Annotated in this window: 24 protein-coding genes and 1 tRNA gene; 9 read left to right on the forward strand and 16 right to left on the reverse strand. The window is 67.6% G+C overall.

All coding sequences use genetic code 11. The annotated features are described in order from the left end of the window. Nucleotides 1-24 precede the first annotated feature (24 nt). Together trpS and BMW26_RS17480 are read left to right on the forward strand one after the other, a co-directional pair. Nucleotides 25-1029 carry a tryptophan--tRNA ligase gene (gene trpS / locus BMW26_RS11570; protein WP_072591541.1) on the forward strand — a complete coding sequence of 335 codons (1005 nt, stop codon included), beginning with the start codon at nt 25-27 and terminating at the stop codon, nt 1027-1029. A 24-nt stretch (nt 1030-1053) separates the two neighbouring features. Beyond that, nucleotides 1054-1764, forward strand: a complete 711-nt coding sequence (locus tag BMW26_RS17480; protein ID WP_232224457.1) for a hypothetical protein — start codon at nt 1054-1056, stop codon at nt 1762-1764. A 35-nt stretch (nt 1765-1799) separates the two neighbouring features. Here BMW26_RS17480 and pth read toward each other — a convergent pair whose 3' ends face one another. Both pth and BMW26_RS11585 read right to left on the reverse strand, forming a co-directional pair. Beyond that, nucleotides 1800-2381 carry an aminoacyl-tRNA hydrolase gene (gene pth / locus BMW26_RS11580; protein ID WP_072591542.1) on the reverse strand — a complete coding sequence of 194 codons (582 nt, stop codon included), beginning with the start codon at nt 2379-2381 and terminating at the stop codon, nt 1800-1802. 120 nt (nt 2382-2501) lie between these two features. Next, nucleotides 2502-3110 carry a 50S ribosomal protein L25/general stress protein Ctc gene (locus BMW26_RS11585; RefSeq protein ID WP_053097039.1) on the reverse strand — a complete coding sequence of 203 codons (609 nt, stop codon included), beginning with the start codon at nt 3108-3110 and terminating at the stop codon, nt 2502-2504. Nucleotides 3111-3332: 222 nt separating this feature from the next. Here BMW26_RS11585 and BMW26_RS18045 point away from each other — a divergent pair, with 222 nt between their 5' ends. After that, nucleotides 3333-3458, forward strand: a complete 126-nt coding sequence (locus BMW26_RS18045) for a hypothetical protein (protein WP_256381367.1) — start codon at nt 3333-3335, stop codon at nt 3456-3458. 97 nt (nt 3459-3555) lie between these two features. Continuing rightward, nucleotides 3556-5004, forward strand: coding sequence for an NADP-dependent phosphogluconate dehydrogenase (gene gndA / locus BMW26_RS11590; protein ID WP_072591543.1), 1449 nt, complete (start codon nt 3556-3558; stop codon nt 5002-5004). Between the two features lie 56 nt (nt 5005-5060). Here the strand turns inward: gndA and BMW26_RS11595 are convergent, their stop codons facing one another. Continuing rightward, nucleotides 5061-5786, reverse strand: coding sequence for an ABC transporter ATP-binding protein (locus tag BMW26_RS11595; protein ID WP_082586682.1), 726 nt, complete (start codon nt 5784-5786; stop codon nt 5061-5063). A 40-nt stretch (nt 5787-5826) separates the two neighbouring features. Beyond that, entirely contained in the window at nt 5827-7299 is a 1473-nt protein-coding gene (locus BMW26_RS11600; protein WP_072591544.1) for an ABC transporter permease, read from the reverse strand. 163 nt (nt 7300-7462) lie between these two features. Between BMW26_RS11600 and BMW26_RS11605 the strand changes: the two genes are divergently transcribed. The 3 genes from BMW26_RS11605 (at nt 7463) to BMW26_RS11615 (ending at nt 11013) form a co-directional block, all read left to right on the forward strand. Beyond that, nucleotides 7463-8191 (forward strand): response regulator transcription factor, encoded by a 729-nt coding sequence (locus tag BMW26_RS11605; RefSeq protein ID WP_056280043.1) that lies wholly within the window; start codon nt 7463-7465, stop codon nt 8189-8191. A 26-nt stretch (nt 8192-8217) separates the two neighbouring features. Next, nucleotides 8218-9687, forward strand: coding sequence for a sensor histidine kinase (locus BMW26_RS11610; protein WP_053097046.1), 1470 nt, complete (start codon nt 8218-8220; stop codon nt 9685-9687). A 492-nt stretch (nt 9688-10179) separates the two neighbouring features. Next, nucleotides 10180-11013 (forward strand): type IV toxin-antitoxin system AbiEi family antitoxin domain-containing protein, encoded by an 834-nt coding sequence (locus BMW26_RS11615; protein WP_083569354.1) that lies wholly within the window; start codon nt 10180-10182, stop codon nt 11011-11013. Nucleotides 11014-11260: 247 nt separating this feature from the next. Here the strand turns inward: BMW26_RS11615 and BMW26_RS11620 are convergent, their stop codons facing one another. The 6 genes from BMW26_RS11620 to BMW26_RS11645 all read right to left on the reverse strand — a co-directional run bounded on the left by BMW26_RS11620 (nt 11261) and on the right by BMW26_RS11645 (nt 16838). Continuing rightward, a complete protein-coding gene (locus BMW26_RS11620; protein WP_072591545.1) occupies nt 11261-12835 on the reverse strand; it encodes an O-antigen ligase family protein in 1575 nt (524 codons plus the stop codon). 27 nt (nt 12836-12862) lie between these two features. Further along, complete coding sequence (locus BMW26_RS11625) at nt 12863-13720, reverse strand: FAD:protein FMN transferase (RefSeq protein WP_072591546.1); 858 nt, start codon at nt 13718-13720, stop codon at nt 12863-12865. Nucleotides 13721-13735: 15 nt separating this feature from the next. After that, nucleotides 13736-14206: an FMN-binding protein gene (locus BMW26_RS11630; protein ID WP_053097053.1), complete on the reverse strand. Its 471-nt coding sequence runs from the start codon at nt 14204-14206 to the stop codon at nt 13736-13738. Between the two features lie 85 nt (nt 14207-14291). Further along, complete coding sequence (locus BMW26_RS11635; protein WP_053097056.1) at nt 14292-15326, reverse strand: ribose-phosphate diphosphokinase; 1035 nt, start codon at nt 15324-15326, stop codon at nt 14292-14294. A gap of 8 nt (nt 15327-15334) precedes the next feature. Then, nucleotides 15335-16765, reverse strand: a complete 1431-nt coding sequence (glmU, locus tag BMW26_RS11640) for a bifunctional UDP-N-acetylglucosamine diphosphorylase/glucosamine-1-phosphate N-acetyltransferase GlmU (RefSeq protein WP_072591547.1) — start codon at nt 16763-16765, stop codon at nt 15335-15337. 1 nt (nt 16766) lies between these two features. Beyond that, nucleotides 16767-16838, reverse strand: a tRNA-Gln gene (locus BMW26_RS11645). A 71-nt stretch (nt 16839-16909) separates the two neighbouring features. Here BMW26_RS11645 and BMW26_RS11650 point away from each other — a divergent pair. Both BMW26_RS11650 and BMW26_RS11655 read left to right on the forward strand, forming a co-directional pair. Continuing rightward, nucleotides 16910-17404: a MarR family winged helix-turn-helix transcriptional regulator gene (locus BMW26_RS11650; RefSeq protein WP_072591548.1), complete on the forward strand. Its 495-nt coding sequence runs from the start codon at nt 16910-16912 to the stop codon at nt 17402-17404. Nucleotides 17405-17421: 17 nt separating this feature from the next. Then, nucleotides 17422-18345: a pseudouridine synthase gene (locus tag BMW26_RS11655; RefSeq protein WP_198032322.1), complete on the forward strand. Its 924-nt coding sequence runs from the start codon at nt 17422-17424 to the stop codon at nt 18343-18345. Here the strand turns inward: BMW26_RS11655 and BMW26_RS11660 are convergent. The 6 genes from BMW26_RS11660 to BMW26_RS11685 form a co-directional block, all read right to left on the reverse strand. Next, nucleotides 18332-18991: a methionine ABC transporter permease gene (locus BMW26_RS11660; RefSeq protein WP_053097064.1), complete on the reverse strand. Its 660-nt coding sequence runs from the start codon at nt 18989-18991 to the stop codon at nt 18332-18334. The two genes, BMW26_RS11655 and BMW26_RS11660, sit on opposite strands and share 14 nt — an antisense overlap. Further along, a complete protein-coding gene (locus tag BMW26_RS11665; protein ID WP_053097066.1) occupies nt 18991-20034 on the reverse strand; it encodes a methionine ABC transporter ATP-binding protein in 1044 nt (347 codons plus the stop codon). Before BMW26_RS11665 ends, BMW26_RS11660 begins: the two co-directional genes overlap by 1 nt. A 104-nt stretch (nt 20035-20138) precedes the next feature. Further along, nucleotides 20139-21053: a MetQ/NlpA family ABC transporter substrate-binding protein gene (locus BMW26_RS11670; RefSeq protein WP_072591549.1), complete on the reverse strand. Its 915-nt coding sequence runs from the start codon at nt 21051-21053 to the stop codon at nt 20139-20141. A gap of 91 nt (nt 21054-21144) precedes the next feature. Then, nucleotides 21145-22947, reverse strand: a complete 1803-nt coding sequence (locus BMW26_RS11675; RefSeq protein ID WP_072591550.1) for a Na+/H+ antiporter — start codon at nt 22945-22947, stop codon at nt 21145-21147. Between the two features lie 123 nt (nt 22948-23070). Continuing rightward, the gene (locus tag BMW26_RS11680) at nt 23071-24882 is read right to left on the reverse strand and encodes an ABC-F family ATP-binding cassette domain-containing protein (RefSeq protein WP_056280025.1); all 1812 of its coding nucleotides are present in this window, start codon (nt 24880-24882) and stop codon (nt 23071-23073) included. 64 nt (nt 24883-24946) lie between these two features. Then, entirely contained in the window at nt 24947-25687 is a 741-nt protein-coding gene (locus BMW26_RS11685) for an alpha/beta fold hydrolase (RefSeq protein ID WP_072591551.1), read from the reverse strand. Nucleotides 25688-25749: the final 62 nt, after the last annotated feature.

Raw genomic sequence — 25749 nt, forward strand, 5'->3', positions numbered from 1 at the left:
CCGGCGCCGCCTAGGATTGATGTCGTGACGAAACCTCGCCTTTACTCAGGAATGCAGCCCTCCGCCGACTCGCTTCAGATCGGCAATTACATCGGAGCGCTCCTGCAGTGGCGGGATCTGCAGAGCTCGTACGACGCATACTTCTCCGTCGTCGATCTGCATGCGCTCACCGTCGCACAGGATCCCGCCGAGCTGCGCGAGAAGACCCGCCGCACCGCTGCTCAGTACATCGCCGCCGGCATCGAGCCCTCCCTCTCGACGCTCTACGTGCAGTCTCACGTCCGCGCGCACGCCGAGCTGGCCTGGATCCTGTCGACGATCACCGGTTTCGGAGAAGCCGGTCGCATGACGCAGTTCAAGGACAAGTCAGCGCGCTACGGAGCGGATGCCACCAGCGTCGGTCTCTTCACCTACCCGGTGCTGATGGCAGCTGACATCCTGCTGTATCAGACCGATGTCGTGCCGGTCGGCGACGACCAGAAGCAGCACGTCGAGCTGACCCGCGACCTCGCCGAGCGCTTCAATTCCCGTTTCGGGGACACGTTCGTCGTGCCCCGCCCCGTGATCCAGAAGGACACGGCGCGCATCTACGACCTGCAGAACCCGACGTCGAAGATGTCGAAGTCCGCCGAGAGCGATGCGGGAGTCCTCTGGATGCTCGACGACCCGGCGAAGTCGGCGAAGAAGATCATGCGGGCCGTCACAGACAACGAAGGATCGGTGCGCTTCGACCGCGACACCAAGCCCGGCGTGTCCAATCTGCTGACCATCTACGCCGCGCTGTCGGGACGTCAGGTTCCGGCGATCGAGGATGAGTACGCGGGCCGTGGTTACGGGGACTTCAAGAAGGGACTCGCCGAGGTCGTCGTGAACGAGTTCGAGCCGGTGCGTGCCCGCGCGCTCGAGCTGCTCGACGACCCTGCTGAACTCGATCGGATCCTCGCGCAGAACGCCGCACGTGCGGATGCCGTCGCCGACGCCACTCTCGGAGCGGTCTACGACCGGGTCGGACTGCTTCGTCGCGTCTGACCTGGCCAGCCATAGGATGGGGGCGTGACTGATCCGCAGCAGCCCCCGTCCGGTGCCGTCCCCCCTGTGCCTCCCGCGCCCCGATCGGCCGACGAGCAGCAGCACTTCGCTCCGCCCGTGCCGCCAGCGCCCGCTGCGTACTCGTCGACTCCCCCGGTGCCGCCCGCATACCAGAGCGCTCCCCCGGCGTATCAGGGTGCGCCGCCCGCATACCAGAGCGCTCCCCCGGCCTATCAGGGTGCTCCGCCCTCGTACCAGGGCGCTCCCGCACCGCAGGCGGCTCCTCCCGGCGCCTACCAGGTTCCGGTCGGAGGCTACGCAGCGCCCGCGGGCGCATACCAGGCACCGGTGATCGCGGAGAAGAAGTCAGGGCTGCTCGGCATCCTGGCTCTGGTCCTGGCGATCGTGGCAGCCGTGGTCACACCGATCGTCGCCGGCATCATGGGCTTCGAGATCGGACGTCGTCTTCCGGGCGGTCTCGACACGACGGCACCGGACTTCCTGTCGATCCTCTCTCCCGCGAGGGACCAAGTCCTGTGGGCGGAGATCTCGTTCTGGACGGGGACCATCCTCGGCATCGCCGCCATCGTCATCGGCATCATCGCCATTCGCAAGAAGCAGGCGCGCGGTGCGGGCATCGCCGCCCTCGTGGTCGCCGTGCTCGGCCCGATCATCTTCTGGGTCGTGCTGCTGGTGACACTGTCGACGGGAACGGCGACCGGCTTCCTGCCGTAGCCGCGGGGCACGCGACGGGTGCACCGCCCCGTGTCTCACCGTGGAGCGTGGTGCTTCTGCTGAGCGGCGAGCAGCCCGTCCTCCACGAGCAGCTCGACCGCGTCCGCCGCGTCGGACACGAGTATGGGCAAGTTCGCGCGCTCGTCTTTGCCGAACGGCGAGAGCACCCAGTCCGCGGGGTCCTGGCGCCCCACCGGTCGACCGATGCCGACCCGCACCCGCGGGAAATCCGGAGTGGTGATGGCACGGGCGATGTCTCGGACGCCGTTGTGCCCGCCGTGGCCTCCGCCGATCTTGAGCTTGACGGTGTCGAACGGGATGTCGAGCTCATCGTGGACGACGATGATCTGCTCCGGCGGCACCGAGTAGAACCGCGCCAGGGCGGCGACCGGCGTCCCGGACACGTTCATGAACGTGTTCGGCTTGGCGAGCACGAGCTTGTCGCCGCCCGGGCGCAGCCAGGTCTCGACGACGCGCGCGCCGCCCTTGTGCTCCCGAAAGTTCTCGCCGCGGCGTGATGCGAGCTCATCGACGACCATCTGGCCGATGTTGTGACGCGTATCCGCGTATCGGGGGCCGGGGTTGCCGAGTCCCACCACGAGCCAGGTGGATGCCATGTGGTCGTCCTCTCGGAATGCGGGCCCTTCGCGGTGCCCGGGTCAGAATACGACAGAGGGGGCGCGATATGCTCGCGCCCCCTCTGTGTTGCAGTCAGCTGTGCGCTGCGCCTGCGGAGATCACTCCGCGGCGGGAGCCTCCTCGGCGGCAGCCTCGTCGGCGCCGGCCTCGTCCTCTTCGAGCGACTCCTCGGCCGGGATCGAGATCGCGACGACGAGAACCTCGGGGTCGGTCAGCAGCGTCGAGCCCTTGGGGAGCTTGACCTCGGCGGCGGTGATGTGCGTGCCGTCCTCGAGACCCTCGACCGAGACCTCGACGTTCTGCGGAAGATGCGTGGCCTCGGCCTCGATCGACAGCGTGTTCGCGTCCTGGTTGACGATCGTTCCGGGAGCCGACTCTCCGGTGACGACGACGGGAACGTCGATCGTGACCTTCTCGCCCTTGCGGACGACGAGCAGGTCGATGTGCTCGATGATCTGGTGCACCGGGTCGCGCTGGACGTCCTTGACGAGGGCGAGCTGGTCCTTGCCGTCGATGTCGAGCTCGAGCAGAGCGTTCGCACGGCGGATGATCAGCGAGACCTGGTGGCCGGGCAGTGCGACGTGCACCGGGTCGGTGCCGTGGCCGTAGATCACGGCGGGGATCTTGCCTGCGGCGCGCAGACGACGGGCGAAGCCCTTGCCGAAGCTCTCGCGGAGCTCGGCCTTGACCTTGGTGTCTTCAGACATGGGGTTCTCCTTCGGGGCACGCAGCGACAGCTACGCGGTGGTCTTGGAATTGTTCTCGAACGCAGACACGTGAGGAAAGCCACCGGCTTGCTTCGCCGCGTCGATAACGGATGCCAGCGCACGCGCAGAAGCATCCCTCGCCGAGGTACTCCTCTCATCGTACCGGATGAGCCGGTAGGCTGAGAACACCGATCCCCTCTCTGCAGAACACGGAGTTCTCTCATGCTCGACGGCGTCTTCTTCTCCCACGCGATCGCCTGGCTCATCGGCGCGATGACCGTGTGCGCCGCAGGCTTCACCTTCGCGGCCCTGTTCTCCCTGGGGCGCTCGGGATACCGCAAGGACTGACCTCCTCGCGTCAGTCACCACCCGTCACACGGGAGCACCACCCCGGACGCCGCGATAATCTGGGAGCATCCCCTTCTTCTCGATCTAGGAGCCATCTGTGCCCGAAGCATCAGCGAACATCGGAGTCGTCGGACTCGCCGTCATGGGTTCGAACCTCGCCCGCAACCTCGCCAGCCGCGAGGGCAACACGGTGGCGATCTTCAACCGCAGCTACGAGAAGACCGCGACGCTCGTCTCCGATCACCCTGAGGCCGGCTTCATCCCCGCCCAGACCTACCGGGAGTTCGCCGACTCGCTGCAGAAGCCGCGCACCGCGATCATCATGGTCAAGGCCGGCGGCCCGACGGACGCCGTGATCGACTCGCTGGTCGAGGTCTTCGAGCCGGGCGACATCATCGTCGACGGCGGCAACGCGTACTTCCCCGACACGATCCGCCGCGAGAAGGCGGTCCGTGAGACCGGAATCAACTTCGTCGGCGCCGGGATCTCGGGCGGCGAGGAGGGCGCACTCACGGGCCCGTCGATCATGCCCGGCGGCTCGGACGAGTCGTGGATCACCCTCGGCCCGATCCTCAAGTCGATCGCCGCGATCGCCGAGGGCGAGCCGTGCGTCACGCACGTCGGACACGACGGTGCCGGACACTTCGTCAAGATGGTGCACAACGGCATCGAGTACGCCGACATGCAGCTCATCGCCGAGGCCTATGACCTCATCCGCCGCGGCACGGGCAAGTCGCCCGCCGAGATCGCCGAGATCTTCGCCGAATGGAACAAGGGCGAGCTCGAGTCGTACCTGATCGAGATCACCGCAGAGGTGCTGCGCCAGGTCGATGCCGAGACCGGCAAGCCGCTCGTCGACGTCATCCTCGACCAGGCCGGAGCCAAGGGCACCGGAGCGTGGACCGTCCAGACCGCGCTGTCGCTCGGCGTTCCCGTCTCCGGCATCGCCGAGGCCACGTTCGCCCGCTCGCTGTCGTCGCACCCCGAGCAGCGCGAGGTCGCCGGAGCCCTCCCGGGCCCGGACGAGGAGTTCGTCGTCGCCGACGAGGCCGCTTTCATCGAGGACGTCCGTCTCGCGCTCTACGCATCGAAGATCGTCGCGTACTCGCAGGGCTTCGACGAGATCCGCGCGGGCGCTGCCGAATACGGCTGGAACATCGACCTGGGCGCCATCAGCAAGATCTGGCGCGGCGGCTGCATCATCCGTGCGCAGTTCCTCAACCGCATCGCCGACGCATACGCGGCAGAGCCCGGTCTTCCCGTGCTGCTGACGGCTCCGTACTTCACCGAGGCGATCACGCGCGCTCAGGCGCCGTGGCGTCGCGTCGTGGTCGCGGCGGCACAGGCCGGCATCCCGGCTCCGGCGTTCTCGTCGTCGCTGTCGTACTACGACGGCATCCGCGCCGACCGCCTCCCCGCAGCCCTCGTGCAGGGCCAGCGCGACTTCTTCGGGGCGCACACCTACAAGCGCATCGACAAGCCGGGCACCTTCCACACGCAGTGGTCGGGCGACCGCACCGAGATCGAAGCCGAAGACACGCACTGAGCGCGTCGCAGACATGACGAAGGCCCCGGCGATTCCGCCGGGGCCTTCGTCATGTCTCACCGGGTGATGTCCTGCACCGTGCCCTTCGCCAGCCGAAGGCGTCTGGTGGCCCGGCGCGCCACCGCCGAGTCGTGAGTGACGACGATCATGGTGATCCCTTCCGCGCACAGCCCCTGGAGCAGCGTGAGGATCTCATCACGCATGCTCTCGTCGAGGTTGCCTGTGGGCTCGTCCGCGAGCAGCACGCGGGGTCGCTTCACGATCGCCCGCGCGATCGCCACACGCTGCTGCTGACCGCCCGACAGCTCGGTGGGCAGGTGGTCGCCGCGGTCGGCGAGCCCGACGTGAGCGAGAGCCTCGGCGACGCGAGCCGTCCGTTCGGTCCGGCTCAGGTCGGTGGGCTCGAGGGCCATGTCCACGTTCTCGGCCGCTGTCAGCGTGGGGATGAGGTTGAACCCTTGGAACACGAAGCCGATCTCTTGGGCACGGATGCGGCTGAGCTCCCTCGCGGATGCCGACGCCAGCTCGATGTCACCGAGCTTCAACGAGCCGGAGGAGGGCTTGTCGAGCGCGCCCAGCATCTGCAGGAGAGTCGACTTGCCCCCTCCGGTCGGCCCCTGGATGGTGACGAACTCACCGGGAAGGATCGTGAGGTCGACCCCCGTGAGCGCCTTCACCGTGCGTCCCTTCTGCGTGTACGTGCGAGTGACACCCTGCGCGCGGTACAGCGGCGCCGCGGCATCCGTGCCGCTCGCGGAAGGGGCGATGTCTGCGATGGTCATGTCGTATCTCCTTGTCGTGCGATGGGTGATCGAGGGTCCGTCAGGCGACGGAGCGCAGTGCCTCTGCCGGGCTGAGGCGGGCCGCGCGCCAGCCTCCGAATGCTCCTGCCACGAGACCGCCGAGCACGGCGAGGCAGACCGCGGCGACCAGCACCCACGGTGTGAACGGTGCGTGCAGCACGATGTCGGCCGCCTGTTGCGTCTGGAACATGTCGCCACCTCCGGTGGGCCCGCCGCCCATCCCGCCGGGGCCACCTTCCGCGGTGCTCGCGGCAGCAGCCGCGACGGTCGGCTTCACGAGATCGATCACAACGATGCCGGCGATGCCGAGTGCGAGCCCCACGACGCCACCGATCAGCCCCTGGACCATCGACTCGCCCGCGACCTGGCGCACGACGCGACCGTTCGACCAGCCGATCGCCTTGAGCGTGCCGAACTCGCGGGTGCGGCGCGAGACGCCGGACAGCGTCAGCAGCACCGAGAGCAGCACGGCCACGGCGAGCACGATGATCGACAGCCAGGTGCCGAGGTTCGTGATCAGCGACGTGGCACCGGACAGCGAACCGGAGACGGTCGCGGCGAGCTCGGACTGCGACGTGATCGTCGCGTCGGGCAGCTCGTCTGCGAGGGCCGCCTGCACCGCGTCGATCGACGATGCCGACTCGGCCTGCACGTACACCGTGGAGACGACGTCTCCGGCGCCGGAGAGATCCTGCGCCGTGTCGAGGGGCAGATAGACGTCGGCAGCGGTGTCGGCGGAGTCCGCGGTGGAAGCCACGATCCCCACGATCTCCACATCGGAGCCTGCGACGTCGATCGTGTCGCCGACGGCGATCTCGTTCGTGGTCGCGTAGGTCGCGTCGACGAGCGCGACGAGTGCCCCGGCGTCATCCGTGTCGAGAGCCCGGCCATCGCTGACCCCGACCGAGGCGAGCGGACCCACTGACGTCACGGCCGGGTCGATGCCGAGCACGGTGAATGAATCGACGCCGAACGAGCCGCCACCCGCGCCACCCGCTCCGCCTTGCGGCGGCGCCTGACCCTCGGTCGGCGCAGTGCTCTCTGTCGTGGCGTCCTGCTCACCGAACCCGCCGCTGGGCAGCTCGCCCGAGAAGGTCGAGTTCGTGAGGCTGAGAGCAGCGGATGCCGCCGTCACCCCATCCGTCGAGGTCACCGTGTCGAGCACGGACGCGTCGAGCGTGCCGCGCATGAAGTCCGTCATGAGAGTCGACTGGCTCAGTGTGGTCGTGTCGCCCTCGGTCGCGCCGTCCTCCGAGCCGAAGTCGAAGCGCTGCCCGCCGCCCTCCCCCGGTTCCGCCGCGGCACCAGTGACCGTGAGGTCGGTGCCCACGCCGTACACCGATTCCAGCGCCTGCGCCTGCGCATCCCGAACTCCTGCCGTGAGGGCGTTCACGATGATCACCAGGGCGATCGCGATCGCGAGTCCGATCGCGACGATCATGGTCTGCTTCTTGCGGCCCGCCAACTCGCGCCGTAGATATGTCCCGTACATGTGTCTCCTTCTGCCGCGCCGTTCGCGGGGCCGATGTCGACGCTAAAGACCGGACTTTTGCGAGATCGAGGGACCGATGATGAGAAGGCTATGGGTGCTTTCTCACAGGCGACGCATAGCGCACTCCATAGAAACCCCATAGGTGATTCCGCAGAATGTACTCATGAGCACTGATCTTCCCGAACTGCGCCGCCCCGACGGCTCCCCCCTGCGCATCCTCGCCGTCGACGACGAGCAGATGCTCACCGACCTGCTCGCGATGGCTCTGCGGATGGAGGGCTGGGAGGTGCGCACGGCGTCGTCCGGCCTCGAAGCTCTGCAGGTCGCGCGCGAGTTCGAACCCGACGCTCTCGTGCTCGACATCATGATGCCCGACCTCGACGGCATGGCCGTGCTGCGGCGCCTCCGCGAGTCGGGCAGCCTCGTGCCCGTGCTGTTCCTGACCGCGAAGGATGCCGTGGGCGACCGCGTCGCCGGCCTCACCGCCGGCGGCGACGACTATGTCACCAAGCCGTTCAGCCTCGAAGAGGTCATCGCACGTCTGCGCGCGATCATCCGTCGCACGGGACATGCGACCGCCGACGACGGTCAGTCGATCCTCCGCGTGGCCGACCTGACCCTCAATGAGGACAGCCACGAGGTCATGCGCGATGGCACCGAGATCGAGCTGACCGCGACCGAGTTCGAGCTGCTCCGCTACCTAATGCGCAACGAGCGCAGAGTGCTGTCGAAGGCGCAGATCCTCGATCGCGTATGGAGCTACGACTTCGGCGGCAAGTCCTCGGTCGTCGAGCTGTACATCTCGTACCTCCGCAAGAAGATCGACGCCGGACGCACCCCGCTGCTGCACACCGTGCGCGGTGTCGGCTACATGATCAAGGCGCCTCAGTGAGCAGCACGGGGATGGCCAGACGGCCGATGAGTCTGCAGACACGGCTGATGACAGCCGTGATCGGCTTCGTCTCGCTCATCCTCGTGATCGTCGCCGTGATCACCAGTGCGCTGCTCGGCAGCACGCTCGAACGGCAGCTCGAGGATCGCCTGCACAGCTACTCGAATCAGGTGACGCAGTGGGTCAGCCGGGTACCGGCCCAGTTCGCGAACATGGACAACATCCTCGAGATCAACGATGCGCGGGTTCCGGGACTCCTGTTGGCGGTGTCCAGCACCGAGGGCGGCACCAGCGGCGTGCTCTTCCCCGACACCAAGGACGAGTGGGGCGGCGTCCCGCAGAAGTTGACCAGCGCGGACCTCGAACGGATCGACGCGGCACTTGCCGGCCAGCCCAGCGCCACCGTCGCCCTGGACGACTTCGGTTCGTACATGGTCTTCGCGAAGCAGGCGCCCAACGGTGTGAATGTCGTCACCGGTCTCCCCCGCACCGAGATCCAGAATCAACTGGCCACACTGCTCACCGTGATCGCCCTCGCGACGATCGGCGGTCTGATCCTCCTCGCTCTCACGACGGCGATCACGATCCGCGTCGGACTGAGACCGCTGCGTGCGGTCGCCGCGACGGCGACGCGGGTGGCGAACCAGCCCCTCGACCGCGGAGAGGTGCAGATCACCGAGCGGGTGCCTGCCGCGGAGGCCGATCCGCGGACCGAGACGGGTCTCGTCGGCTCCTCCCTCAACAAGCTGCTCGACCATGTCAACGCCTCTCTCGCCTCCCGTCAGAAGAATGAAGAGCGGATGCGTCGGTTCGTCGCCGACGCGAGCCATGAACTGCGCACACCTCTGTCGTCGATCCGCGGCTACTCCGAGCTCTCTCTGCGTGCGCTGAAGCAGCAGGGCGGAGAGGCGGCCGTCGAGAGCACCACGACGTCGCTCGAGCGCATCCAGGCCCAGTCCCTGCGCATGACGCGCCTGGTGGAGGATCTGCTGCTGCTCGCCCGTCTCGACGAGGGACGGGAACTCGTCTACGGCACCGTCGATCTGACGCAGCTCGCGCTGGAGGGGCTCTCCGACGCGCGCCCGACCGCAGCCGACCACCACTGGAACATCGAGGCGCCGGACGAGCCCATCGTCATCGTCGGCGATGCGGGCCGCATGCACCAGGTCGTCGCGAACCTGCTCGCGAATGCGCGGACGCACACGCCTGCCGGTACGTCGATCACCCTCAGCGTGGCCCGCGAAGGCGACGAGGCCGTGCTGCGCGTGCACGACAACGGCCCGGGCATCGACCCCGGGGTGCGAGAGGAGCTCTTCGCACGCTTCGCCCGCGGTGACAGCTCCCGCGCCCGCCAGACCGGCGGCACGGGGCTCGGACTGGCCATCGCGAAGGCGATCGTCGAAGGACACGGCGGTCACCTCACGGTCGACAGCGAGCCCGGAGACACGACCTTCAGCGTGCGGCTCCCGATCAATCCGGCGTCCGCCTCGGACTGACCGCGCCTTCGTCTCCCCTCGGTCCCGCAGAGCCGTCTGCGGGACCGAGGCACTTCTGCAAGGCGAACCGACGACTTTGATCCTGCAACCGTGCTCTCATCCTGCAGACGGAACACGCTCCTCTCTGTGCCGGCCCTCCCCCAGGGCTGGTTGCGGGGCCGCGGCACGTTCGCAGGACGAACCGACGACCTCGGTCCTGCAACGTGCTCTCATCCTGCAGACGGAACACGCTCCCCTCTGCGCCGGCCCTCCCCCAGGGCCGGTTGCGGGGCCGCGGCACGTTCGCAGGACGAACCGACGACTTCGGTCCTGCAACCGTGCTCTCATCCTGCAGACGGAACACGCAACCGTGCTCTCATCCTCCAGACGGTGAAGCAGACGACCGCACGGACCCACGACTTCTCTTCTGCACAGGTCGGGCTATCAGCCGATACCTTCCACGACCCTCGATTCGGATCCGTCCCCCGCCTCAGAACGGGCAGGATCGATCAGATGCCGACCGCCGCACACGTCCTCTCTCACCTGGGTGATCTGGCCAGGGGTACGACTCTTCGCCAGTTCGGGCTGAGCAGACGGATGCTCTCATCAGCCGTTCGCGACGGCACGATCACTCGCGTCCGCAACGGCGTGTTCGCGACGCCATCCGCTCCCGCCGACGTTCTCACCTCTGCCGCGCACGGAGGCGCACTGACCTGCTCTCGTGCACTGCGGATGCACGGCATCTGGACGCTCGAGGACGATACGAATCCGCATGTCTGGCTCGGCACGCACGGCCGAAACCACCACATCACATGCACGTGCACCGGCCACTACTTCGGCGGACGGACGGTTCTCGGCCTCGCTCCCCTCGAGGACGCCCTTGTGCACGTCTATCTCTGCAAGGGCGATGAGTCGTTCTTCGTCTCGATCGAGTCGGCCCTGCAACTGCGCAAGATCGGAGCGGCAGGCCGCGCCCGCGTCCGATCCCGCCTGCCGGCGAAGGCTCGGTGGCTGGTCGATCTGGCTCGGACGGATGCCGACAGCGGCCTCGAGTCGCTGCTACGTCTTCGGCTTCACCTGCTCGGGATCCATCTCGAATGTCAGGTCGACATTCCTTCGGTCGGGCGCGTGGACTTCGTGCTCCATGAGCTGCTCATCCTCGAAGCCGACGGGGCGGAGAATCACGACAGCGCATCGCACCGCCATCGAGATCTGCTGCGCGATGCGGAGGCATCCAGGCAGGGATATGAGACGTTGCGCTTCGACTACGCGATGATCGTCCACGACTGGCCGGTCGTGGAAGCCGCCATCCTTGCGGCCGTCGATCGCCTTCGCGCACGCATCTGACGTACCGGTTGCAGGGCCAAGGCACGAATGCAGGATGGAATCAGGAAAACCACCCCGCAGAACGTGCCTGGGCCCTGCAGGCGGCACAGGACGACCCACCCCCGCGATCTACGGCGCGCTTCGGCGATGCACAGCCTGTACCACTTGCAGGACCGAGGCACGAATGCAGGATGGAATCAGGACAACCGGCCCGCAGAACGTGCTGGCGTCCTGCACGTGGCGCCGGGCGACACCGAACAGACCGGACTCAGTACCCGGCGAAGGCGTCTGTCGTGAGCGACCGCGCCTTCTGCAGGGCGGGAGCGAGGTCGGCGATCAGCCGCGGCGGGCCGGAGATGTAGGAATGCCTCTCGCCGATGTCCGGGACGTAGTGCTCGAGAGCCGCCGCATCGAGGCGCACACCCTGGGCCCAGGTCCAGCGCGAGGGCAGGTCGACAGGCTCGTCCCGGGTGAACACGATCACGCGCGCACCGGTCGCGGCCAGCTCGTCGCGGAACGCGAGCTCCGAGCTGTCGGATGCCACGTAGACGAGGACCACGTCACGCTGCTGCTCGGTCAGCATCAGCTGTCGCAGCTGCGACACGAACGGAGTGACGCCGATGCCCGCGGCCACCATCAGCACCGGGGTCTCGGCGCGTGGAAGCAGGAAGTCGCCCCATGTGCCGGTCACCGCGAGCGCAGCACCCGGCTCGGCGGCCGCCAGCGCACGCTTGTAGCTCGAGGGATGCTTCTGATCGCCGTCCTTGTAGGCGATGCGCAGCGTCGGGAGGTCGGCGGGCGCCGAGACGATGCTGAACTCGCGACGGGTTCCGCGCGAATCCGGGCGGGAGTGCGGCACGTCCAGCTCGAGGTACTGCCCCGGCAGGAACTTCAGCGTGCCCTTCGCATGGAACGTCAGCTCCTGAGCCGTCGGCGTGATGAACTGCCGCTTCTCGAGCACGAGACGCACGGATCCGCGCAGCGCGAAGGCGAAGGCCAGGAGGTTTCCGATGAGCAGAGCACGCTCCTGCCCGAGCGTGAAGAGGCCGCCGATCGCGATCGGCCAGCCGGCGAGCACGCCGACGAGAACTGCCACCGAGAACTGCTGCCACCGGCGCGGCGGCAGAGTCAACGGCTCCGACAGCATGAAAGCACCGAGGAACAGGAACGGAGACTGCAGGATCGCGAACGAGAGGGCGGAGCCGGCGTCGAAGTCGATCGCGAACTCCTGCGCCTGCACGGCCTGACGAAGGACCGAGACGGCGATGGCGACGACGAGGAACACGAAGACGATCCGCACCTTCTCGGTGCGCCACAGCACGGCGAGCCCGAGGATCAGGACGGGGATGAAGAGTGACGGGGTGCCCACCCACCAGGACGACGAGGTCCCGAGCCATTCGAACGCTCCGAACGACCCGAGGATCGACACGACGGCAGCGCCGAACGCCGCCGGGTTGAGGATGTGCCGACCTCGCCACGCGATCAGGTACTTGGAGAGGCTCGCGACGGCTCCGGCGATGGCGAGGCCGAGCAGGGCATTCGGCTCGATGCCGGGGCGGAGCACGAAGAGCAGGATCAGCGCGGTGACCAGCGACGACTCGATACGCCACGGAAGGCGCAGGATTCGCTGGGCCGCTGCGTCCACCAGCGAGATGACCATGGCCAGGACGACGAAGGATGCGAGGATCTCGACCGGCGTGGGTGAGACGATCACGCCGAGAGCTGAGAGCACCACAGCGATGAGCGCCAGCGTCAGCAGCGCGAACAGCACCAGGCGATACATCGAGATGCCGCCGAGCAACGCAAGGACCCGCTGCCGCAGTGCGGTGATGGAGGTGATCACAGGTCTACTCTTCCCTACTTCGTTGATTCAACGGCGGGTGGTGAACAGCTGAGCGGGGCAGCCGGTCGAGCGTTCCGCCCGCCCGTCGGTCGTCATCCGCACCCACTCCACGCCCCACGATGCGGCGATCTCTGGCCCGCCCTCGAAGAACAGCGCTGTCGCGACCGCGTCCGCTCGCATCGCGTCGGGGGCGATCGCCCACGTGGCCGCCCATGTCCGCACGGGCACGCCGGTGCGAGCGTCGAGGACGTGATGCAGTCCGTCGCCCCACGCACGGCGATTGACCGCCGAGGCGCACAGCGCGGCATCCTGCAGTTCGATCACTCCGATCGCCTTCGTCGGATCGTATGGATGCTCGAGGCCCACCCGAACGACTTCGCCGCGAACTCTCATGTCACCGCCGGCATCGACCACGAGACTCCCGGGAACGTCGGACAGCACCGCGGCGACGACGTCGACGAGGCGTCCCTTGCCGAGGGCGCCGACATCGAGGAGGGCGGGAACGGATGCCGTGGCCTCCCCCGGCGTCCAGTCCAGCAGGGACGTCCAGTCGCCGGGCGCAGGAACGGGATCGTGCGCGACGAGCGAGTACGACGAGTCGTAGCCCAGGGCCGACAGGCTGTCGGCGACGAGCGGGTTGACCGCCCCGTGGGTCGCGCGGGACAGCTCGCGGAAGGCATCGAGCATCGTTCCCGCATCAGGCGAGGAGATCGAGCCGCCGTCACGGCCGACCCGGGTGACCGAGGAGTCGTCACGGAACCGCGACCACTCTCGGTCGAACCGGTCGATTTCGGCCCCGACTCGCTCACGGTCATGCTCGTCGAGCTCGTGCGACGTCTCGATCTCCCAGGCCGTGCCGATCGCGTCGAAACGCCAGATCGCCATACGTGGTCAGGCGCCTCAGGCGGCCGCCTGCTCCTTGATCGACTCGACGGCCTCGTTGAACCCGCCGCTGGTGAGCGACGATCCGGCCACTCGACTGACCTCGATCTCGTCGAGCGACTTGCCCACGACCTCATCCGAGATCCCGTCTATGAACTGCCCCTGGTACTGCTCGCTCTCGCGTGCCTGCGGGTCACCGGTCACCTCGACCTCGGTGACCAGGCCGTCGGCGACGGTGAGGGTCACGCTGATCTTCTCGACCGTCTCGGGGGTCTGGTACGAACCGTCGGCCGTGTACGTGCCGTCGGTGTAGTCGCCGCTCGTCGATGCGCCCGAATCCGTCGACTCGGTGCTCGTGTCGGTTCCGGCGTCGGTGGACTGGTCTTCGGCATCCGCGGTGCCGGAGCAACCGGCGAGCACGAGGAGCCCGGCGACGCCGACCAGGGCGGCGCTCTTGCGAACAGAAGTCGGTACAGTCGTGCGGATCATGATGGTCCTCCCGGCCTTGATCGATGTGTTGATTCGACCGTAGGGAGCCCGTCTATGTGCAGGCTGTGCCCGATATATGAGTCGCTTACGCGTCTCCGCCGAACATGCTCGTGACGGATCCGTCTTCGAAGACCTCGTGGATCGCACGCGCGAGCATCGGGGCGATCGGGAGGACCGTCAGCTTGTCCCAGCGACGCGACTCGGTGAGCGGGATCGTGTCGGTGATCACGACCTCGTCGATCGAGGCGTCCTGCAGACGCTCGGAGGCCGGATCGCTGAAGATCGCGTGCGTCGCGGCGACGATCACGCGATGCGCGCCGTTGGCCTTGAGCGCCTGCGCGGCCTTCACGATGGTTCCACCGGTGTCGATCATGTCGTCGACGAGCAGGCAGGTGCGACCCTCGACCGCTCCGACGATCTCGTGCACCGAGACCTGGTTCGCGACCTTCGGGTCGCGTCGCTTGTGGATGATCGCCAGCGGGGCGCCGAGGCTGTCGGACCATGTGTCGGCCACGCGGACACGACCCATGTCGGGCGAGACGACCGTGAGGATCTCTCGGTCGGCGGGGCTCAGCGTGCGCTGGAAGTACTCGAGCAGCACGGGCTTGGCGAACAGGTGGTCGACGGGACCGTCGAAGAAGCCCTGGATCTGTGCGGCGTGCAGGTCGACGCTCATCACGCGGTCTGCGCCGGCGGTCTTCAGCAGGTCGGCGACGAGGCGGGCGCTGATCGGCTCACGGCCGCGGCCCTTCTTGTCCTGACGTGAATACGGATAGTACGGGGCGACGACGGTGATGCGCTTGGCGGACGCGCGCTTCGCCGCGTCGATCATGATGAGGGTCTCCATGAGCCACTCGTTGACCGGCTCACCGAAGGTCTGGATCAGGAAGAGGTCGCAGCCTCGGATCGACACCTCGAACCGGGCGTAGATCTCACCGGATGCGAAGGTGCGGTGCTCGGTCGGCACGACCTCTGTTCCGAGCGACGCGGCCACCGCCGCGGTGAGCTCGGGGTGCGATCGACCACCTGCGACCACGAGTCGCTTCTTGGTCTTGGCAACGAGACCCGGAGCGATGCCGTTGTCCCTGTCCAGATCGACCGTCTTCTTCTTGCGCGCCATCGTTCTGCCTACTCCGCCACTCGGGTTCGGGCTGCGGCGTCTGCCGCGCCCGTGCCTGCCCTGTTCTTCTCGACCCAACCCTCGATGTTGCGCTGAGGGGCGACGCTCATGGCAAGGGAGCCGGCGGGGACGTCCTTGCGGACGACAGCGCCAGCACCTGTCTTGGCGCCGGCTCCCAGCCTAACGGGCGCGACGAGGGTCGTGTGCGAGCCGGTGTGCACCTCGTCCTCGACCACCGTGCGGTGCTTGTTCACGTCGTCGTAGTTCGCGGTGATCGTGCTCGCACCGAGGTTGACGCCTCGCCCGATGGTCGCGTCTCCGACGTATGACAGGTGCGGCACCTTGCTGCCTTCGCCGATCTCGGCGTTCTTGGTCTCGACGTAGGCGCCGATCTTGCCTCTGGCCCCCAGGACGGTGCCCGGCCGCAGGAACGAGAACGGTCCGACAGTGGCCTCGGCACCGATCACCGCGAGCGTCGCATCGGTGCGGCGGACGATCGCGTCCTCTCCCACCTCGCAGTCGACGAGGGTGGTGTCCGGTCCGATGATGGCACCCTCGGCGATCGTCGTCGCCCGCAGGATGTGCGTGTTCGGGAGGATCGTGACGTCGGGCGCGAGGGTCGCGTCGTCGTCGATCCACGTCGTCGCAGGATCGATCACGGTGACGCCCTCGAGCTGCCAGCGCCGCACGATGCGGCGGTTGAGCAGACGACCGACCTCCGCGAGCTGAGCGCGGTCGTTGACGCCGTAGGTGACGGTGACGTCGGAGACGACGGATGCCGCCACACGGCTGCCATCGCGGCGGAGGAGCCCCGGCACGTCGGTCAGATACATCTCGCCCTGCGCGTTGTCGACGCCCACCGACGGCAGGTATTTGCGGAGCGTCGAGACGCGGAACACGTACATGCCTGCGTTGATCTCGCTGACGGCAGCCTCTTCGGTCGTCGCATCCTTCTGCTCGACGACGCGATCGACGCCGCCGTCGGCGTCGCGGATGACGCGGCCGTAGCCGGTCGGGTCCTCGACCACGGCTGTCATGAGGGTCGCCTCCGCCTGCGCGGCGCGGTGCGCGTCGAGGAACGAGCCCAGCGTGTCCGCATCCGCGAGAGGGCAGTCGCCCGAGAGCACGAGCACGTCGCCGTCGAAGTCGGCAGGGAGCGCGTCGACAGCCACCTGCACTGCGCGTCCGGTGCCGGGGACGTCGTCCTGATCGATGAAGACCGCGGTCGGGTAGTCCTTCTCGAGTGCGGCGACGACCTGGTCGCGTTCATGCCGCACGACGACCTCGATGTGATCGGCGCCGAGTCGCGTCGCGGTGGTCAGCACGTGGCCGACGAGCGGACGCCCGCCGATCGGGTGCAGCACCTTCGGAAGACGCGAGCGCATGCGGGTGCCCTGGCCTGCGGCGAGGACGATGATCGCGAGATTGTTCCCAGTCATGCTCCGCCGCCAGGACTCGAACCTAGACCTAACAGCTCCAAAGGCTGTCGTGCTGCCATTACACCACGGCGGACCGCGGCCCCCGAGGGCGCCGCGGATCAAGTCTGCCACGTCCACCTGCGTGCTACCGGCGATAATGGACGGATGACTGAGGCGGATGAGGTTGATCGGATCGTCGGCGCCTGGAACACCCAGCGCCCCGACCTCGACTTCTCGCCTCTCGAGGTGCTGTCGCGGATGGATCGCCTGACCAGGCTGCTCGACCGGGCTCGCAGAGATGTGTTCCGACGCAGCGACCTGGAGGCTTGGGAATGGGACGTGCTGTCGGCTCTCCGCCGCGCGGGCGCGCCCTTCCAGCTCTCCCCCAAGCAGCTGCTGCAGCAGACGCTGGTGTCGAGCGGCACCATGACCAATCGCATCGACCGTCTGGTCGGCCGATGTTTCGTGCGACGGGAGGGCGACCCGGCCGACGGCCGCAGCGTGCTCGTGACGCTCACGGACGACGGACGCATCCGGGTGGATGCCGCGATCACGCGCCTCGTCGACGTCGAGGACGACCTGCTGCAGGCGCTGTCCCGCGGTGACCGCGATCGGCTCGCTGCGTTGCTGCGCAAGCTGAGCCTGAGCTTCGACGCGTGAGGGGCTGACGGATGGGCATGCTCTCCCCTCTTCCGGTGCGCGACGGCGTCGGCGCGACACGTCTGCACGTGCCGATGAGCGGCGAATGGCCGACCGTCGGCGCGTACATGATCGAGCGCTTCTTCCACCTCGATCCCGAGGGGCTGCTCAGCCGCTTCGATCGCGGTGAGATCGTCGCCCGCGACGGCACCCCTCTCGCACGGGACACGCCCTTGGGGGTCGAGGAGTTCATCTGGTACTACCGCGACCCGCCCGTCGAGACCCGTCTCCCCGTGGAGATCGAGGTCCTCCATCAGGACGACGATCTGGTGGTCATCGACAAGCCGCATTTCCTGCCCACCATCCCCGGCGGGAAGTTCCTGCAGAACTCGGCGCTGATCCGACTGCGCAACCTGCTCGACAACGACGAGCTCGCCCCCATCCACCGCTTGGACAGGGCCACGGCAGGAGTGCTGATGTTCTCGGCGCGACCGGCCACGAGAGGGCCGTATCAGCTGCTCTTCGAGACGCGGCAGGTGCAGAAGGTGTACGAGGCCGTGTCGGCTCGTCCGGCCGATTGGGATGCCTCACGATTCCCGCTCGTCTACCGCAACCACATCGTGAAGCTCCGCAATGAGCTGAAGGTCCAGGTCGACGACGAGCGGGAGCCGAACGCCGAGACGCAGATCGATGTGATCGATGCCGACGATCGCGTCGTGCACACGCTCCTGCACCCGCACAGCGGCAAGATGCATCAGCTCCGCGTGCATCTCGCCGCGCTGGGGCTCGGCATCCTGAACGATCCGTTCTACCCCGAGTTGCGTGGCGAGAAGCCCGACGACTTCGAGAAGCCGATGCAGTTGCTCGCGCGCGAGCTGCACTTCGTCGATCCGCTGAGCGGCGCGCCGCGGGTCTTCACCACGACGCGCACGCTGCAGGAGGCTCCCGTCAGCGCCGCATGATCCTGCGCGCGAGCCACGTGCCGAGCATCTGCACGAGGTGGACGAAGACGACGATGAGGACGATCGCCGTCCACATGACGACCGGCTCGAACTGCCGGAAGCCGTAGATCTGGGCGAACGCGCCGAGGCCGCCGCCGCCGATGAGGCCTGCCATCGCGGTCATGTCGATCAGTGCCACCACGATGAACGTGTAGCCGAGGATCAGCGGTCCGAGCGACTCGGGGATCGCGACCGTGAACAGGATGCGCGCGGGACCTGCGCCCATGGCGCGCGCGGCTTCGATCACGCCGGGCGACACCGACACGAGGTGCTGCTCGACGATGCGGCCGATGGCGAACGCCGCGGCCAGACCGATCATGAACGCGCCGGCCGTGGTGCCGATGCCGGTGCCGACCACCGCGCGGGCGAACGGCTGCGCCACGGCGACGAAGAGCACGAACGGGATCGGGCGGAAGAAGTTCACCCCGAGGTTCGCGATGACCGACACGGCCCGGTTCTCGGCGAGCCCGCCCGGACGGGTGACATACAGGATGACGCCGATCGCGAGACCGAGGATGCCGCCCAGCACGAGTGCGAACGACGTCATGTACAGGGTCTCGAGGGCGGCCTTCCAGAGGTCGGGCCACAGTTCGTTCAGACGATCCATCAGCGTGCCTCCTCTTCTGCGATCTCGGTGACTTCGACGCGCTGGCCGATCTGCTCGAGCGTGCGGTCGATCACGGCGCTCTCACCCCGGATCGCGAGTGTGAGGTGGCCGAAGGCGCGCCCCCGGATGTCGTTGATCCCGCCGTACACGAGCTCGAAGTCGAGTCCGGCGCCGGCGAGGTCGAGGAAGACCTGAGCCTGCGACGAGTCGCCGTCGCGGAACGAGAACGTGACGAGGCGGCCCCGGTGGCGCTCCCGCAGCACGCCGAGCTCGGACGGCGACGGGATACCTTTCACGACCGTTCCGACGAAGCGCTGCGAGGCCGGATTCTGTGGGGCGGAGAACACGTCGAAGACATCGCCCTGCTCGATCACCCGCCCGTTCTCCATGACCGCGACCTTGGTGGCGATGGTCTGGATGACGTCCATCTCGTGGGTGATGACGACGATCGTGACGCCCTGCTCCTGGTTGACCCGCTTGAGCAGGTCGAGCACCTCGTGCGTGGTCTGCGGGTCGAGTGCGCTGGTGGCCTCGTCGGCGAGGAGGATGGCCGGGCCGGTGGCGAGGGCGCGGGCGATGCCGACGCGCTGCTTCTGGCCACCGGAGAGCTGTTCGGGGTACGCCTTCGCCTTGTCGGCCAGGCCTACGAAGCTCAGCAGCTCGGCGACCCGCTTCTCGATGTCCGGCTTCGACCATCCGGCCAGCTTGAGCGGGTAGGCGATGTTCGCCTTGACGCTGCGCGAGGAGAACAGGTTGAACTGCTGGAAGATCATCCCGATGCCGCCGCGGACCTTGCGCAGCTCGCTCTCCTTGAGAGCTGTGATGTCGACGTCGTCGACGGTGATGGTCCCGCTCGTCGCCGGCTCGAGCGCGTTGATCAGTCGTACGAGCGTGGACTTGCCTGCGCCCGAGTATCCGATGATCCCGAAGACGTCGCCCTTCTCGATCGACAGGGTCACGTCGTCCACGGCCACGACCTCGGACTCGTCGCGCGTGCGGGAGGGGTAGGTCTTCGAGACATTCGTCAGGGTGACGATCGGCATACGGTGCTCCGGTCTGTCTGCTTCGGGAACGAAGAATCGGGTGACGCACGAAGCGCCACCCGATTCTCCCTCATCGGACGGGGGTGTCAGCCACCCCGGTCGTCCTACTTGTTGGCCTCGGTGTCCTTCTGGACCTTCTCGAGCGAGGCGACGAGATCCTCGACCGGGGTCTGCAGCGGCACGGCGGTGTCACCCGACGACTCGAGCAGGCCGGCCTGGACGTCCTCATTGGTCTGGAAGATCTCGACGAGCTTGAGGTACGTCTCGTTGTCGGCGTCCTCGGCGCGGGCCGCGAAGATGTTCACGTACGGAAGCGCGTTCGGGTCTTCAGGGTCGTCCTGAGCGATCGCGTCCTCGAAGGTCAGACCCGCATCCTCGACGAAGTCGTTGTTGATGATCGCCGCCGCGACGTCGGGCAGCGACGTCGGGATCAGCGCGGCCTCGAGCGCGGTGACCTCGACCTTGGACTTGCCCGTGTCGATGTCGGAGAGGTCGGAGAAGATCGTGCCGCCGCTCTTGAGCTCGATGAGTCCGGCCGACTGCAGCACGAGCAGCGCGCGAGCCTGGTTCGATGCGTCGTCGGGAACCGCGACGGTCTCCCCCTCGGGGATGTCGTCGACATCGTCGTACTTCTGCGAGTACAGGCCCAGCGGGTAGATCGCCGTCGAGCCGACCGGCGTCAGGTCGGAGCCGGATGCCGTGTTGTACTCGGCGAGGTACACGATGTGCTGGAACTGGTTGAGGTCGATCTCACCCTCGGTCAGAGCGGGGTTCGGCTGCTCGTACGAGCCGAAGTCGACGAGCTCGACCGTGATGCCCTCGTCAGCGGCTGCCTCGATGAAAGGAGCCCACTGTGCGTCTCCCTTGCCGACGACACCGATCTTGACGGTCTCGTCCTCGGAGCCGCCGGAACCGGCGTCGGACGGTGCGGTCGCGCAGCCTGCGAGTGCGACGAAGAGCGGGACCGCGGCGAGCGCGGCGATGACGGATGTGGTCCGACGGGATGCTGTGATGGACATGAGTGTTCGGGTTCCTCTCTTGGGGGACTCGAATACGTTAGGCAGGGCGACGCGCTGCGCGACAATCGAGTGTCACAGAGCGTCACAGCTCTCAGTCGTAGTCCTCGATGCCCTGCAGCCGGACCTGTTCGAGGTCGAGTCGTGCCGAGATCCGACGGACCACGAGGTCGTCGACCGTCCCGTCTCTGCGCAGTCCGAGCAGCACCTCGCGTTTGCGGTCGATGAGCGCGAGCTTGAGGCGCGTGTGCTCCTCGTGACGCAGCAGCGGCGACCGCTGCATGACGTCGACGTCGGCCGAGGTGGCGATCATCTGCAGAGTCCTGACCTCGCCGTCCGCGAGCTCACCGTCGTCGCCGACGCGAGTCGCGTCCGGCAGTCGCAGCGCGACCGACGCCTCCGCGGCACCGGCATCCGCTCCCCCGTTCATCTGCTGGCCGCCGCCCAGCGGATCGGGCTCGTCGAGCATGACGTCGAGCGCCTGGGCCTCGGCATCGACGATCGCCTGCTCGCGCGCCAGCGCACGCGCGTTCGAGAACTCGAGCATCTGGTAGCCCTCGGCACGCACCTTGTCTCGGATCTCCTGACCGACGCCGTGCTCGACGGCGAGGTCATCGAGGGCGGCCAGTGCCGCGCCCGAGATCGTCCGCTCGGCGAGCTCGTACTCCTCGGCCTCCATGTGATCGACCGGGAAACGCGCCCAGCGAACGATCGCCGGCAGCAGCGGCCCCTGTACGAGCAGACTGAGCAGGATCACTCCCGCCGTGACGAACACGATCTCGTCGCGTCCGGCGATCTCGCCCTCGGTCGCGCTGGCGGCCGGAACCGACAGCGCGATCGCGAGCGAGACGGCACCCCGCATGCCTGCGACCGTCGACACCGCCATCGATCGCGCCTTGGCACCACGGGACGGAAGCGCCGGATTGCGTCGCTGGAAGGGCGCGTTCAGCAGCTGGAAGAGATATCTGACGACGAGCAGCGTCCCCCACACCGCGAGGGTGATGAGCACGAGCCGGCCGATCGCTGCCGCGGAGATCTCATGTGCGACGAATTGCACCTCGAGCCCGATCAGCACGAACAGCGCTCCGTTGAGCAGGAAGACACCGAACGGCCATGCGGCGTCGGCCTGCCGCCGCGACGAGGCTGTCGTCACCCGGGGCGAGACATAGGCGACGATGAGACCGGCCACGACGACGGCCAGCACGCCGGAGGCGTGCACGATCTCCGCGAGGAGGAACGCGCTGAACGGGATGAGCAGCAACGCGACGTTGATGACGATCGTCGAAGAGGTGCGACGCAGCAGCAGGTACCCGAGGCCTGCGATCACGACACCGGCCGCCACTCCTCCGACATAGGAGGTGAGCACCGACATCGTCACCGACAAGGGCGTGATGTTGCCGCCGAGAGCCAGCGAGACGGCGATCGCGTAGAGCACGAGCGCGGTTCCGTCGTTCGTGAGGCTCTCGGCCTTGAGCTTCATGAACATGCGCCGGGGCAGCAGCCTGCCGAGGGCTGCCACGGCCGTCGCATCCGGAGGGGCCACTGCGGCGCCGAGGATCAGCGCGGTCTCCCACGGCATCCCGAACAGCAGGCCGATGCCCGCGACGGCGAATGCGGATGCCACGACGAGCACCGTGCTCATCGGGAGGATGTATCGGAAGTCACGGCGGATCGATCGCAGCGAGGTCGTGAGGCTCTCCCAGAACAGCATCACCGGGAGGAACAGCAGCAGGACCGTCTCAGGGGGCAGCTGGATCTCGCGGAGCTGCGGGACGAAGCCGAGCAGGAGTCCGAAGATCACGAGGACGAGCGGCAGCGCGAGTCGAACGCGCGGCGCGATCAACGTGCCCACGAGGATCGTGAGTCCGATCAGGACGGTGACCTCGAGTCCTTCCATCTGAACCTCCCGGGTACCGCAGGATCAAGCTGTGCGATCCCGGCTGGCATCGAACCCCGCCCAGAGCACAGCGCATTCGACTGCCACCGTATTCCCGCGAGGGCGGAAGGGCCAGACCTCTCGTCAGTCGAGCTCTTCGGTCAGCTCGAACCAGCGGAGTTCGAGTTCCTCGATCTCGGCCTGCTGGTCGCTGATCGCCTTCATCTTGTCGCCGAGGCCGGCGAAGTCCGACTGGTCGTGATCCGCCAGAGCGGTCTTCGCCTTGTCGACCTGCTGCGTGAGCTTCTGGATGCGGCGCTCGAGCGACGAGACCTCTTTCTGGGCGGCGCGCAGTGCGGCACCGTCGAGGCTGGGGGCCTTCTTCTCAGTGTTGACGGCCGTCTGCGACCTGCCCGGTGCCGAGGTCTGCAACTGGCGCAGGCGCAGGTACTCGTCGACGCCGCCGGGCAGGTGCCGCAGGTGGCCGTCGAGGATCGCGAACTGCTGATCGGTGACGCGCTCGAGGAAGTACCGGTCGTGACTGACCACCAGCAGGGTCCCCGACCACGAATCGAGCAGATCCTCGATGGCCGCGAGCATGTCGGTGTCCAGGTCGTTGGTGGGCTCGTCGAGGATCAGCACGTTGGGCTGGTCGAGGAGCACGAGAAGCAGCTGCAGGCGGCGCTGCTGACCTCCGGAGAGATCCTTCACGGGGGTGGAGAGCTGCGCGGAATCGAAGCCGAGCCGCTCGAGGAGCTGGCCCGGCGTGAGCTCCTGCGCCTTCGAGCCGGATCCCATCGTGTACGAGGTGCGCAGTCGCGAGATCACGACACGCACCGGCTCGCGTCGGACGTCCTCGAGTTCGTCGAGGCGCTGCGTGAGCGTCTTCACCTTCACGGTCGTGCCGCGCTTCACACGGCCGACGGTGGGCTCGACGGTGCCCGAGATCAGCCCGAGCAGCGTCGATTTGCCGGCGCCGTTCACACCGAGGATGCCGGTGCGCTCCCCCGGCGCGATGCGCCACTCGACGTCGCGGAGGACTTCGCGGGTGCCGCCGTCGGCGGTCGGATAGGTCACTCCGACGTCGAGCAGGTCGACGACGTCCTTGCCGAGACGAGAGACGGCGAGCGACTGCAGGGAGACCTTGTCGCGGATCTCCGGCACGTCGGCGATGAGCTCGTTGGCCGCATCGATGCGGAACTTCGGCTTCGCGGTTCGCGCGGGCGCCCCTCGACGGAGCCACGCGAGCTCCTTCTTGGCGAGGTTCTGACGCTTGGCCTCGGTCGCCGCCGCCATGCGGTCGCGCTCGACGCGCTGCAGGATGTACGCCGCATAGCCGCCCTCGAAGGGCTCGACGATGCGGTCGTGCACCTCCCAGGTCTCGGTGCAGATCTCGTCGAGGAACCACCGGTCGTGAGTCACGACCATGAGCGCTCCGGAGTTCGGGCTCCACCGCTTCTTGAGGTGTCCGGCGAGCCAGGTGATGGCCTCGACGTCGAGGTGGTTGGTGGGCTCGTCGAGGGCGATGACGTCCCAGTCCCCCGTCAGCAGCTTGGCGAGTGAGACGCGTCGGCGCTGGCCTCCGCTGAGGGAGCCGATCTCCGCATCCCAGGGCAGGTCCTTCAGCAGTCCCTCTATCACGTCGCGGATGCGCGGGTCGCCGGCCCACTCGTACTCCGGGGTGTCACCGACGACCGCCGCGCTGATGGTCAGGTCGTCGCTGAGGGTGTCGGCCTGGTCCAGGACGCCGATGGTCGTGCCGCCTCGCACCGTGACGCGGCCCGAGTTCGGCTCCTTGATGCCGGCGAGCATTCCGAGGAGGCTTGACTTGCCGTCGCCGTTGCGGCCGACGATGCCGATGCGGTCACCTTCTTCGATGCCGAGGGTCACGGAGTCGAAGACGACCCTCGTCGGATATTCGAGATGAAGGGCTTCTGCCCCGAGAAGATGTGCCATGTCACTCCCCAGGGTAGTCGCGCGGTCTGGGTGGCCCGGTCAGCCTCCTGTCACGGCTGCCTCGTCATCCGGCACGCTGCGCACGAGCGCGCCGGCCGAACAGCTCCGGGAGCGACGCCGTGAACTCCCCGAAGTGGCTGTACCAGACAGTGTGCGCGGCTCCGGGGATGCTGCGCACGTCGATGCCGTTCGCCGCGAACCGGGCGACGTCGGCGGCGGTCACCCAGTCGCTCGGGTCGGCGCGGACGATGATCGACCCCGGGTCGGGAAGCCACATGTGATCGCGGCCGCAGGAGACGGATGCCATCGTCGTCGGGTCGAAGCGGCGGGCGGCGAGTGCCTCGATCTCGGCATCCTTCTCCGAGTAGAACGGACGCGAGGCACGGAGGTTCTCCGGCGACTGTCGCGCTTCGCGATCGCGGGCGTACCGCTCGATGAGATCGTCACGGTCGCTGCCGCCGGGGAGGACGAGTGCGGCATCGACATAGATGCCCGGTTCAGGTCGGAGCAACGGGGCCGCCTGTGCGAGCACGCTCGCCCCGTAGGAGTGCCCGACGGCCGCGAGCGGCCGTCCCGGGGCGAGACTTCGGACGGTCTCGACCACCGACGATGCGGCCTGCTCGATCGTCAGACGCGGGTCTCGCGGGGACAGACCGTGACCGGGGAGATCGATTGCCAGCACACGGAAGCCCTGAGCAGCGAGCACCGGCATCATACGCCACCAGCTGTCGGCCGAGCCCATCATCCCGTGGAGCAGAACCACCGTACGGGGGCCGTCGCCGACGTCGACGGCGTGAAGGAGCATGACGTCAGTGTCGCATGAGTCACCCCTCTTCCGGGATCATGTCGATTCGGGAATGTCTCGAA

It is taken from the genome of Microbacterium sp. 1.5R (genome assembly GCF_001889265.1).
Classification (GTDB): domain Bacteria; phylum Actinomycetota; class Actinomycetes; order Actinomycetales; family Microbacteriaceae; genus Microbacterium.

Coding starts and splice junctions, on each gene's coding strand:
- pth (WP_072591542.1), bottom strand. CDS start 2,381: ATGGCATCCACCTGGCTCGTGGTGGGACTCGGCAACCCCGGCCCCCGA.
- BMW26_RS11585 (WP_053097039.1), bottom strand. CDS start 3,110: ATGTCTGAAGACACCAAGGTCAAGGCCGAGCTCCGCGAGAGCTTCGGC.
- BMW26_RS18045 (WP_256381367.1), top strand. CDS start 3,333: ATGCTCGACGGCGTCTTCTTCTCCCACGCGATCGCCTGGCTCATCGGC.
- BMW26_RS11595 (WP_082586682.1), bottom strand. CDS start 5,786: ATGACCATCGCAGACATCGCCCCTTCCGCGAGCGGCACGGATGCCGCG.
- BMW26_RS11600 (WP_072591544.1), bottom strand. CDS start 7,299: ATGTACGGGACATATCTACGGCGCGAGTTGGCGGGCCGCAAGAAGCAG.
- BMW26_RS11605 (WP_056280043.1), top strand. CDS start 7,463: ATGAGCACTGATCTTCCCGAACTGCGCCGCCCCGACGGCTCCCCCCTG.
- BMW26_RS11610 (WP_053097046.1), top strand. CDS start 8,218: ATGAGTCTGCAGACACGGCTGATGACAGCCGTGATCGGCTTCGTCTCG.
- BMW26_RS11615 (WP_083569354.1), top strand. CDS start 10,180: ATGCCGACCGCCGCACACGTCCTCTCTCACCTGGGTGATCTGGCCAGG.
- BMW26_RS11625 (WP_072591546.1), bottom strand. CDS start 13,720: ATGGCGATCTGGCGTTTCGACGCGATCGGCACGGCCTGGGAGATCGAG.
- BMW26_RS11630 (WP_053097053.1), bottom strand. CDS start 14,206: ATGATCCGCACGACTGTACCGACTTCTGTTCGCAAGAGCGCCGCCCTG.
- BMW26_RS11635 (WP_053097056.1), bottom strand. CDS start 15,326: ATGGCGCGCAAGAAGAAGACGGTCGATCTGGACAGGGACAACGGCATC.
- glmU (WP_072591547.1), bottom strand. CDS start 16,765: ATGACTGGGAACAATCTCGCGATCATCGTCCTCGCCGCAGGCCAGGGC.
- BMW26_RS11650 (WP_072591548.1), top strand. CDS start 16,910: ATGACTGAGGCGGATGAGGTTGATCGGATCGTCGGCGCCTGGAACACC.
- BMW26_RS11655 (WP_198032322.1), top strand. CDS start 17,422: ATGCTCTCCCCTCTTCCGGTGCGCGACGGCGTCGGCGCGACACGTCTG.
- BMW26_RS11660 (WP_053097064.1), bottom strand. CDS start 18,991: ATGGATCGTCTGAACGAACTGTGGCCCGACCTCTGGAAGGCCGCCCTC.
- BMW26_RS11665 (WP_053097066.1), bottom strand. CDS start 20,034: ATGCCGATCGTCACCCTGACGAATGTCTCGAAGACCTACCCCTCCCGC.
- BMW26_RS11670 (WP_072591549.1), bottom strand. CDS start 21,053: ATGTCCATCACAGCATCCCGTCGGACCACATCCGTCATCGCCGCGCTC.
- BMW26_RS11675 (WP_072591550.1), bottom strand. CDS start 22,947: ATGGAAGGACTCGAGGTCACCGTCCTGATCGGACTCACGATCCTCGTG.
- BMW26_RS11680 (WP_056280025.1), bottom strand. CDS start 24,882: ATGGCACATCTTCTCGGGGCAGAAGCCCTTCATCTCGAATATCCGACG.
- BMW26_RS11685 (WP_072591551.1), bottom strand. CDS start 25,687: ATGCTCCTTCACGCCGTCGACGTCGGCGACGGCCCCCGTACGGTGGTT.